The following is a 10,713-nucleotide window of genomic DNA, read 5'->3' on the forward strand; positions in this document are numbered from 1 at the left end:
CGCGCTGTTCCCCGCGCCCCTTGGGGGGTGTACTCGCCGTTGTTCGGGTGCGGGAGGGTCGTGGTTTCTCGCGCTGTTCCCCGCGCCCCTTGGGGGGTGTACTCGCCGTTGTTCGGGTGCGGGTGTGTTGTGGTTTCTCGCGCTGTTCCCCGCGCCCCTTGGGGGGTGTACTCGCCGTTGTTCGGGTGCGGGTGTGTTGTGGTTTCTCGCGCCGTTCCCCGCGCCCCTTGGGGCGTGCACCTGCCGTGCTCGCTCACCCCTGTGCCCTCGGATCGGCCGTGTCCCTGGCCCCTCCCAGCCATCCGCACCCTCGATTCGGTCGAGCCCAGCGGAGCGGTTTGTTGCGGGGGGATGAAATCCGGTGCGGGCGGTGTTGGGGTGTTGCGGAGGATCGGGACTTGTGGGAGGCGGCGGCGTGGCAGTGGAACGGGGATGGGCCGGACGGCTGATCGGGTACGCCTGGCGTCACCCCAAGGACGTCGTCCTGGCACTCGGCTCCTCCCTCGCGGGCATGGCCGTCATGGCGCTGGTCCCGCTGGTCACCAAGGTGATCATCGACGATGTGATCGGCGACCAGAGCCGCCCCATGGCCCCCTGGGCCGGCACCCTGATCGGCGCCGCCCTGCTGGTCTACGTCTTCGCCTACATACGCCGCTACTACGGCGGCCGGCTCGCCCTCGACGTCCAGCACGACCTGCGCACCGAGATGTACGAGACGATCACCCGGCTCGACGGCCGCCGCCAGGACGAGCTGTCCACCGGCCAGGTGGTCGGCCGCGCCACCAGTGACCTCCAGCTGATCCAGGGCCTGCTCTTCATGCTCCCGATGACCATCGGGAACGTCCTGCTCTTCCTGGTCTCCCTGGCCGTCATGGCCTGGCTGTCGCTGCCGCTGACCCTGATCGCCCTCGCCGTGGCCCCCGCCCTCGGCTGGATCGCCCGGCGCAGCCGCACCCGGCTGCACCCCGCCACCTGGTACGCGCAGGCCCAGGCCGCCGCCGTCGCGGGCGTCGTCGACGGCGCCGTCACCGGCGTACGCGTGGTGAAGGGCTTCGGCCAGGAGGAGCAGGAGACCGGCAAGCTGCGCGACGTCGGCCGCCGGCTGTTCGCCGGGCGGCTGCGCACCATCCGGCTGAACAGCAGGTACACCCCCGCCCTCCAGGCCGTCCCGGCCCTCGGCCAGGTCGCCATGCTGGCCCTCGGCGGCTGGCTCGCCGTACGCGGCCACATCACCCTCGGCACATTCGTCGCGTTCTCCACCTACCTCGCCCAGCTGGTCGGCCCGGTCCGCATGCTTGCCATGGTGCTCACCGTCGGCCAGCAGGCCCGCGCCGGCACCGAGCGCGTCCTGGAGCTGATCGACACCGAGCCGAGCCTGCGCGAGGGCACCAAGAAGCTGCCCGCCGGCGCCCCCGCGACCGTCGAGTTCGACGACGTGTCCTTCGGCTACGACCCCCGGCACCCCGTCCTGCGAGGACTCAGCTTCGAGATCCGCCCGGGCGAGACGCTGGCCGTGGTCGGCTCCTCGGGCTCCGGCAAGTCGACGGTCTCCCTGCTGCTGCCACGCTTCTACGACGTCACCCACGGCGCCGTCCTGATCGGCGGCCACGACGTGCGCGAGCTGACCTACGACTCCCTGCGGGCCGCGATCGGCCTCGTCCCCGAGGACTCCTTCCTCTTCTCCGACAGCGTGCGCGCCAACATCGCCTACGGCCGCCCGGACGCCACCTTCGAGGAGATCGAGAAGGCCGCACGCGCCGCCCAGGCGGACCGCTTCATCGCCGCACTGCCCGACGGCTACGACACCAAGGTCGGCGAACACGGCCTCACCCTCTCCGGCGGCCAGCGCCAGCGCATCGCCCTGGCCCGCGCCCTGCTCACCGACCCGCGGCTGCTGGTCCTCGACGACGCCACCTCCGCCGTGGACGCCCGGGTCGAGCACGAGATCCACGAGGCGCTGAAGCAGGTCATGACCGGCCGGACCACCCTGCTTATCGCCCACCGCCGCTCCACCCTCGGCCTCGCCGACCGCATCGCCGTCCTCGACGCCGGCCGGCTCGCCGACATCGGCACCCACGACGAACTCCAGGAGCGGTCCGCCCTCTACCGCCGCCTGCTCACCGACCCCGACGAACTCGGCGGCGTCTCCCCGGGCCACGCCCGGCCCGCCGCGCCCCGCGAGGACACCTCGGTCCGCGAGGAACTGGACGCCGAGTTCGACGCCGAGCGCGGCGTGACCCCGCACCTGTGGAGCGGGGACCGCGAACCGAAGGACCCGAAGGACACGGCCCTCGCGGGCACCCCGGCCACCCCTGAACTGCTCGCCCAGGTCGAGGCGCTGCCCCCGGCGACCGACACCCCCGACATCGACGAGGCGCACGCCGTACGGCCCGAGCGGTCCTACGGCCTGCGGCGCCTGCTGCGCGGGTTCGGCCTGCCCCTCCTCGTCAGCCTGCTGCTCGTCGCCGTCGACGCGGGCATGGGCCTGCTGCTGCCGATCCTGATCCGGCACGGCATCGACCAGGGCGTCGGCCGGATGGCGCTCGGGGCCGTCTGGGCGGCCTCGCTGCTCGCCCTGGCCGCCGTCCTCGTGCAGTGGGCGGCGCAGATCGGCGAGACCCGGATGACCGGGCGCACCGGCGAACGTGTCCTGTACTCCCTGCGTCTGAAGATCTTCGCGCAGCTCCAGCGGCTCGGACTCGACTACTACGAGCGGGAGCTGACCGGCCGCATCATGACCCGGATGACCACGGACGTGGACGCGTTGTCCACGTTCCTGCAGACCGGCCTGGTCACCGCGTTCGTCTCCGTCGTCACCTTCTTCGGCATCATGGTCGTCCTGCTGGTGATCGACGTACAGCTCGCGCTGATCGTCTTCGCCACGCTGCCGCTGCTCGTCCTCGCCACCGTGTTCTTCCGCCGGGCCAGCGTGAAGGCGTACGAGCTGGCCCGCGAGCGGGTGTCGGTGGTCAACGCCGACCTCCAGGAGTCGGTGTCCGGGCTGCGCATCGTGCAGGCCTTCCGGCGGGAACGGGACGGGGCGCGCCGGTTCGCCGAGCGCAGCGACAGCTACCGCGGTGCCCGTATCCGCGGCCAGTGGCTGATCTCCGTGTACTTCCCCTTCGTCCAGCTGCTGGCCTCGGTCGCCGCGGCGGCCGTACTGATCGCGGGCGCGGGCCGGATCGAGGCGGCCACCCTGACCACCGGCGCGCTGGTCGCCTACCTCCTCTACATCGACCTGTTCTTCGCGCCCGTGCAGCAGCTGTCCCAGGTCTTCGACGGCTACCAGCAGGCGTCCGTCTCCCTCGGCCGCATCCAGGAGCTGCTGCGCGAGCCGACGTCCACCGAGTCCGCCGCCGCGCCGCTCGACGTGCTCTCGCTGCGCGGTGACATCGCCTTCGAGGACGTGCACTTCGCGTACCGCAGCGACGGGCCCGGCACGCCGGGCGAGGCGGCCCTCACCGGGATAGACCTGCGGATACCCGCCGGGCAGACCGTCGCCTTCGTCGGCGAGACCGGGGCCGGAAAGTCGACCCTGGTCAAGCTGGTGGCCCGGTTCTACGACCCCACCAGCGGCCGGGTCACGGTCGACGGGACCGACCTGCGCGCCCTCGACCTGGCCGCGTACCGCCACCGTCTGGGCGTCGTCCCGCAGGAGGCGTACCTCTTCCAGGGGACCGTGCGCGACGCCATCGCCTACGGCCGTCCCGACGCCACCGACGCGGAGGTGGAGGCCGCGGCCCGTGCGGTCGGCGCGCACGACATGATCGCCGGGCTCGGCGGCGGCTATCTGCACGAGGTCGCCGAGCGCGGCCGTAATCTCTCCGCCGGCCAGCGGCAGCTGATCGCGCTCGCCCGCGCGGAGCTGGTCGACCCCGACGTGCTGCTGCTCGACGAGGCCACGGCCGCCCTCGACCTGGCCACCGAGGCCCAGGTCAACCAGGCCACCGACCGGCTTTCGGGGCGCCGCACGACGCTCGTCGTCGCGCACCGGCTCACCACCGCCGCACGCGCCGACCGGGTCGTCGTGATGGACCAAGGGCGGGTCGCCGAGGACGGCACCCACGAGGAACTGCTGGCACGCGGCGGACGCTACGCCGACCTGTGGCAGACCTTCATCGGCCAACCCAAGCCAGAAGAACCCCTGGGCATAACCCCCTGACCCCACCCAACGACTCCCGTTCGGTCCGCGGCTGCCGCCAACCCCTGGGGTGTCGCCGGACCGGCGTCGGCTGGCGGGGCGTCGCTGTGGTGGAGCCGTTGCCGTTGCGAGGGGTATCGGTGGGTGGATTGGTGGGGGTGTCGGGGAGTGGGTGGGGGTGTGGGGCAGGCAACCGTCCGACGCTTGTTGTGCGTCCGTACATCAGTACGTTCGGTGGGTGGAACAGGGGAGGGTCGACGGTGGGCAGTGGTGCGATGCGCAGGCGGCTGGCGCTCGGCGTGGCCGTGCTGGCCGCCTCCGGGATGCTCGCCTTCGCGGCGCCCGGTGGCGCCCTGGCGGCGTCGGAGGGAGCCTGCGCCGGGCGCAAGGTGAAGACCCTGCCCTTCTCCACCGGCGCCGTACACGTCTACAAGCGCAACGGCTACGTCTGCGCGGTCACCCTCCCGAAGCGGCCCGGCACCAAGCGCATGATGTCGGTCAGCGTGCAGGCGCGCGGCAACCGCCCGGTGGTGGACGAGGGCCGTTACGCCCACCGGGCGGGCCCGGTCACCGTGCACGCCGGGCACCGCTGCGTGTGGGTGAAGGGTTCGGTGGCCCGCGGCTCGGTGAGTTCCGGCTGGATCCTGTGCTGACCCCGCCGGCCCCCGCCGACCGGGTGCCGACCCGATCCCCCCTGGTGTGAAGCGAGTTGCTCCGATAGCTTCCGGCGCACATCTGTTTCACAGGGAGGGTGCATGCGCAAGGCGCTCAGATGGCTGCTCGCGCTCACGGTGTTCATAGGCACGCTGAGCACGGCGGGCGCGGCCACCGCCGCCCCGTCGGCCACCACCGACGGCACGGACATCAGGGAACGGCTCCTCGCCGTACCGGGCATGAGCCTCGTCGAGGAGAAGCCCTACCCGGGCTACCGCTTCTTCGTCCTCACCTACACCCAGCCGGTGGACCACCGGCACCCGTCCAAGGGTACGTTCCAGCAGCGGATCACCGTGCTGCACAAGGACGTCTCCCGCCCGACGGTCTTCTACACCGGCGGCTACAACGTCTCCACCAACCCCGGCCGCCGCGAGCCGACCCAGATCGTGGACGGCAACCAGGTCTCCATGGAGTACCGGTTCTTCACGCCGTCCCGCCCGTCCCCGGCGGACTGGTCCAAGCTCGACATCTGGCAGGCGGCCAGCGACCAGCACCGCATCTTCACGGCCCTGAAGAAGATCTACCCCGCCAACTGGCTTGCGACGGGCGGCTCCAAGGGCGGCATGACCGCCACGTACTACGAGCGTTTCTACCCGCGTGACATGGACGGCGTGGTGGCGTACGTGGCCCCCAACGACGTGGTCGACAAGGAGGACTCGGCGTACGACCGGTTCTTCGCGACCGTCGGCACCAAGGAGTGCCGGGACCGGCTGAACGGGGTCCAGCGGGAGGCGCTGGTGCGCCGTCAGGCGCTGGAGAAGCGGTATGCGGCGTACGCCGCCGACAACGGCTACACCTTCGGCACCATCGGCAGCCTGGACCGCGCCTACGAGGCCGTCGTCCTCGACTACGTCTGGGGCTTTTGGCAGTACAGCGGGCTGTCCGACTGCGACACCGTCCCGGCGGACGCCGAGCACGCGAGCGACCAGGAGATCTGGGACTCCGTCGACACCATCTCCGGGTTCTCCGCCTACACCGACCAGGGCCTGGAGCCGTACACGCCGTACTACTACCAGGCGGGCACGCAGCTGGGCGCGCCGACGATCCACTTCCCGTACATCGAGAAGAAGTACATCAAGTACGGCTACCAGCCGCCCCGGAACTTCGTGCCCCGGTCCATCCCGATGACGTTCCAGCCGAACGCGATGCGCGACGTGGACACCTGGGTACGCCACCATGCGACGCGCATGCTCTTCGTCTACGGCCAGAACGACCCGTGGGGCTCCGAGCGGTTCCGCCCCGGACGCGGCGCACGGGACTCGTACGTGCTCACCGCGCCCGGCATGAACCACGGCGCGAACGTGGCCGGTCTGGTGGCCGACGAGAAGGCGCTCGCCACCGCCCGCATCCTGGACTGGGCCGGCGTCGCCTCCCCGGCGGTCGAGGCGGACCCGTCGGCGGCCAGACCACTGGCCCGCTTCGACGCCCGCCTCGACATCCGAGACGTGGAACGCGAACCGGCACTTCGCCCCTAACACACGGACCGCGCCCGCCCCACAAGCGGCGGGCGCGGCCCCCAAAGGGGTGCGGGGCCGTATCGATATGCGGCTCCGCCGCGCGGGCACGACCAGCCCCAACGGCGCCGCACACGGCCACGGCGCTGCGCACGCCTGACGGGGCTGCGCCCGTCCTGCACGCAACGGGCGCGGCCCGCCATAGCGCCCCCAAAGGGGGCGCGGGGAACTGCGCGACCAGCCACGACGCAGCCGCACACGACCGACGACGGTTGACGCCCTGAAGGGGCGCGAGGAACTGCGCGACAAGCCACGACGGCGCCGCAGCCGACCGTCGGCCATCGCCAAACCCAGCGGAGCGCCTAGAACGACAGCCCGTACCCGATAGGGAACAGCACCCGGCCCGGGTCGTCCGCCCGCTGCACCGGCACGGGCAGCCTGCCCCGCGGCGCGACGCGTCCGGCGATCACCCGGGCGGCGGCACGCAGTTCCACGTCGGTCCACGAGTACGTCGCCAGGTAGCCCGCTACGGACGGAAGGTGCGCGACGTCGTACGGGTTGCGGGCGGCGACGGCCACGACCGGCTTCCCGGTGGCGAGGAGCTGTTCGACGAGGGACTTCTGCGCGCCGCCCGCGGAGACGTTGTACGTCGCGACGATCACCGCGTCCGCGTCCCGCGCGGCGGTCACCGCCTTGGCGATGGTGGCGGCGGCAGGTGCCGTGCCGGTGGACAGCGCGGTGGCCGTGAAGCCCAGTTCGGTGAGGGCGGCGGCCAGGACGCCGGTGGGCGGGCCGGTCGTACCGGACGGGGAGGCCGGATCGGCGCCCACCACGAGGAGCCTGCGGTGGGTGCGGCGGGACAGCGGGAGGATGCCGCCCTCGTTGACGAGCAGGGTCGTCGTGCGCTCGGCGATCCGGTCGGCTGCGGCCAGGTGCGCGGGCGTGCCGACGGTGCGGCCGACCCGGTCGGGGTCGGCGTACGGGTGGTCGAACAGGCCGAGCCGGGCCTTGAGGCGCAGGATGCGCAGGATCGATTCGTCGAGCCGCGCCTCCGTGAGTTCGCCGCCGCGCACGGCCTCCAGTACGGCGTTCCAGGCCACGTCGAGCTTCGGCGGGTTGAGCAACTGGTCGACGCCCGCCTTCAGCGCGAGCACCGGCACCCGGTCGTCGCCGTACTTGGTCCGTACGCCCTCCATGCCGAGGGAGTCGGTCACCACGACGCCGTCGTAGCCCAGTTCCCCGCGCAGGATGCCGGTGAGGATGGGACGGGACAGGGTCGCCGGGTCGCCGGAGTCGTCCAGCGCCGGGAACTGGATGTGCGCGGTCATGACCGAGTCGATGCCGGCCCTGATCGCGGCGCGGAAGGGTGCCGCGTCCAGTGACTCCCACTGGTCCCGGCTGTGGGTGATCACGGGGAAGCCGTAGTGGCTGTCGACGGCGGTGTCGCCGTGTCCGGGGAAGTGCTTGGCGGTCGCCGCGACCCCGGCGGACTGATATCCCGTCACCTCGGCCGCCACCAGAGCGGCCACGGCGTCCGGGTCGGCCCCGAAGGACCGTACGCCGATGACCGGGTTGGCCGGGTTGACGTTCACATCGGCGTCGGGGGAGTAGTCCTGGTTGATGCCCATCGCGCGCAGCTCGGCGCCCGAGATGCGGCCCAGCGCGCGGGCGTCGGCGCGGGAGCCGCCCGCGCCGAGGGCCATCGCGCCCGGGAAGAGCGTGGCGGGCCTGCCGACCCGGCAGACGATGCCGTGCTCCTGGTCGGTGGCGATGAGGACGGGCAGCCCGCGGGGCCGGTCGAGGGAGGCCCGCTGGATGCCGTTGGACAACTCGGCGATCTGGCGGGGGTCCTTGGTGTTGTGCGCCCAGGTGAAGTAGATGATCCCGCCGACGCGGTACTCGGCGATCAGCTCGGCGGCGGTCCGTACGCCGATCTCGCTCAGGTTGGCGTCGATGTCGCCCTGGTCCGGGGCGGTGGCCGAGTGACCGTACACCCGCATGACGAAGAGCTGGCCGACCTTCTCTTCCAGGGTCATGCGGGAGATGAGGGCGCGGAGCCGTTTGTCGCCGCGTGCGGCGTCGGCGTGCGCGGTGCCGCCGACGGCGAGGGCGGCGGTGATGCCCGCGGTCGCGGCGAGGACCGTGCGTCTGGCGGGCTGAGCGGTGTTTCCCGTGCTCGTGTCGGGCACGTGCGCTCCTTCCGGAGGGGGATCCGTGGAGATGCGGGGGGTGGACCACTGAAGGAAACTTCCGAGGATTCACCAATATCCGGGAAGTTTCTGCCAGTCAAGGGAACGCACAGCACCCGCCGCGATCACGGACGTGCCGCTACGCCGCCTCGCTCAGCAGCCGCGCCAGGTGCGCGCGGCCCGCGCCCAGCAGGCCCGGCAGCGGCACGGCCGACTCGTACCAGCGCTTCTCGTACTCCCAGCACAGCCAGCCGTCCCACCCGAACCGGCACAGCACGTCGACGCACTCGGTCAGCGGCAGCACCCCGGCGCCGAGCGGCAGCGGGGTGGTGTCGTCGGCCGAGGCGATGTCCTTGACCTGGACGTAGCCGAGGTACGGGGCGAGCGCCCGGTAGGTCCCCGAGGGCTGCTCGCCGCCCAGCCAGCTGTGCATCACGTCCCACAGCGCACCGACCTGCGGCTGTCCGACCGCGCCGAGCACGCGGCTCGCGGCGGCCCCGGTGCGGTGCGAGTCATGGGTCTCCAGCAGGATGCGCACCCCGAGGGCCGCGGCCTGCCCGGCGGCGGCGGAGAGCCGTCGGACGGCGGTCGCGTCGGCCTCCGCCGCGGGCTGGTCGCCCCCGCCGGGGAAGACCCGCACGAACGGCGCGCCCAGGTCGTGGGCGAGTTGGAGCAGCCGCCCGATCTCGGTGAGCACGGGCTCGTCGGCGCCGGGCGCGGCGACCCGCGCGTACCCGGCGAGGCCCAGCACCTCGACCCCGGCCGCCCTGAACGCGGCGGCCGTCTCCGCCCGTTCGGCGGGTCCGAGGCCCGGATGCACCGGTTCCTCCGGATGGGCGCGCAGTTCGACACCGTGGTAGCCGTGCGCGGTCGCGAGGGCCAGCACCTCGGACAGGGGCAGCCCGGGAACGCCGAGAGTGGAGAAGGCGAACTTCATGACCACGGACCCTACTGGTCACGATCCCGTTCCGCGCAGATCCAGCCGCCAGTCCTGCCCGTTCAGGTCGCGACCGAAGGAGCGGTGCGGCTTCTCTGCGACGAGCGCGAAGCCGTGGCGCTGGTAGATGCGCCGGGCGGCGGTGAGCACGTCGTTGGTCCACAGCACCACGTCCCGGTAGCCGACCTCGCGCGCGAAGTCGACGACGGCCCCCACCAGCCGGTCCCCGACCCCGAGCCCGCGCGCCTCCGGTTCGACGAGGAGCAGCCGCAGCCGGGCGGTGGCGGGCGCCTCGTCCCGTACGCACATGACGCAGCCGACGGGCCGTCCGTCGCGGTTCTCGGCGATCCAGACCCGCTCCAGATGGGGGTCGTGGTCCTCCGCGAAGTCGGCGACGATGCGGGCGACCAGCCCCTCGTAGTCGGAGTTCCAGCCGTACTCGGCGGCGTACAGCGCGGCGTTGCGCTGCACGATCCAGCCGAGGTCGCCCGGGCGGGGCTCGCGCAGCGTGATGTCCTCGCGGCCGGCGGGGCGGGCGGGGCCGCGGCCGTCCGGGCCCAGGACGCCCTGGATGGTACGCATCGCCTCCGCGAGCCGCGGCCGGTCGCCGGGGTCGACGGAGCCGAGCAGGGAGCCGACGCTTTCCCGCGCCCGCTCGTCGAGCAGGTCCGCGGCCTCCCGGCCCCGCGCAGTGAGGCTGACCCTCCTGCGCCGCGGGTCCTTCTCGGACGGGGCGCGCTCGATCAGCCCGTCCTGCTCGAACTTGTTCAGGATCCGGCTCAGATACCCCGCGTCCAGGGACAGCTCGCCGCGCAGGTCGGCGGCGTCCGTACGGGAGGAGTGCGCGAGTTCGTACAGGACGCGGGACTCGGTGAGGGTGTACGGGGCGTACAGATGGCGGCCGTAGTCGAGGGCGCCGATGAGATTCGTGTAGAAGCGGTTGAAGGCACGGATGTCCTGGACGGTCATGATGCGCCCCCGATGGTCCGACCTCCGGTCAATCCCGAAGGCTCCGATAGTTGACTCAGTCAGAGATACCTCAACCCCGAGACTAACCCACCCCCCCGCCCCCGTCCATCCACCAGCACCCCAAAGGCCCGCGGGACCAATACCGACGGCGCTTGCCGCCCTGAAGGGGCGCGGGGAACGGCGCGACAAGCCACGATGGCGCCGCACATGACTGACGGCGCTTGCCGCCCTGAAGGGGCGCGGGGAACGGCGCGACAAGCCACGATGGCGCCGCACATGACTGACGGCGCTTGCCGCCCTGAAGGGGCG

The 10,713-nt window shown here is 72.3% G+C and carries 6 protein-coding genes; 3 read left to right on the forward strand and 3 right to left on the reverse strand.

The genetic code is table 11. From position 1 onward, the window contains the following. Positions 1 to 415: 415 nt before the first annotated feature. The 3 genes from ACIRFL_RS27595 (at position 416) to ACIRFL_RS27605 (ending at position 6,330) form a co-directional block, all read left to right on the forward strand. Positions 416 to 4,162 carry an ABC transporter ATP-binding protein gene (locus ACIRFL_RS27595; protein ID WP_404033598.1) on the forward strand — a complete coding sequence of 1,249 codons (3,747 nt, stop codon included), beginning with the start codon at positions 416 to 418 and terminating at the stop codon, positions 4,160 to 4,162. Between the two features lie 239 nt (positions 4,163 to 4,401). After that, complete coding sequence (locus ACIRFL_RS27600) at positions 4,402 to 4,794, forward strand: hypothetical protein (protein ID WP_404033600.1); 393 nt, start codon at positions 4,402 to 4,404, stop codon at positions 4,792 to 4,794. A 102-nt stretch (positions 4,795 to 4,896) separates the two neighbouring features. Continuing rightward, a complete protein-coding gene (locus ACIRFL_RS27605; protein ID WP_404033602.1) occupies positions 4,897 to 6,330 on the forward strand; it encodes a S28 family serine protease in 1,434 nt (477 codons plus the stop codon). Between the two features lie 341 nt (positions 6,331 to 6,671). On the opposite strand, the gene ACIRFL_RS27610 is transcribed toward ACIRFL_RS27605, so the two are convergent. The 3 genes from ACIRFL_RS27610 to ACIRFL_RS27620 all read right to left on the reverse strand — a co-directional run bounded on the left by ACIRFL_RS27610 (position 6,672) and on the right by ACIRFL_RS27620 (position 10,404). Further along, positions 6,672 to 8,498: a glycoside hydrolase family 3 protein gene (locus ACIRFL_RS27610; RefSeq protein ID WP_404033604.1), complete on the reverse strand. Its 1,827-nt coding sequence runs from the start codon at positions 8,496 to 8,498 to the stop codon at positions 6,672 to 6,674. A gap of 139 nt (positions 8,499 to 8,637) precedes the next feature. Continuing rightward, positions 8,638 to 9,435, reverse strand: a complete 798-nt coding sequence (locus ACIRFL_RS27615) for a sugar phosphate isomerase/epimerase family protein (protein ID WP_404033606.1) — start codon at positions 9,433 to 9,435, stop codon at positions 8,638 to 8,640. A gap of 18 nt (positions 9,436 to 9,453) precedes the next feature. Continuing rightward, positions 9,454 to 10,404, reverse strand: a complete 951-nt coding sequence (locus ACIRFL_RS27620; RefSeq protein ID WP_404033608.1) for a GNAT family N-acetyltransferase — start codon at positions 10,402 to 10,404, stop codon at positions 9,454 to 9,456. Positions 10,405 to 10,713: the final 309 nt, after the last annotated feature.

The sequence above is a fragment of the Streptomyces sp. NPDC102462 genome (genome assembly GCF_044765425.1).
Taxonomy (GTDB): Bacteria; Actinomycetota; Actinomycetes; order Streptomycetales; family Streptomycetaceae; genus Streptomyces.

Excerpts from the sequence above, each read along its gene's own strand:
- ACIRFL_RS27605 (WP_404033602.1), top strand. The coding sequence starts at position 4,897 with ATGCGCAAGGCGCTCAGATGGCTGCTCGCGCTCACGGTGTTCATAGGC.
- ACIRFL_RS27615 (WP_404033606.1), bottom strand. The coding sequence starts at position 9,435 with ATGAAGTTCGCCTTCTCCACTCTCGGCGTTCCCGGGCTGCCCCTGTCC.
- ACIRFL_RS27620 (WP_404033608.1), bottom strand. The coding sequence starts at position 10,404 with ATGACCGTCCAGGACATCCGTGCCTTCAACCGCTTCTACACGAATCTC.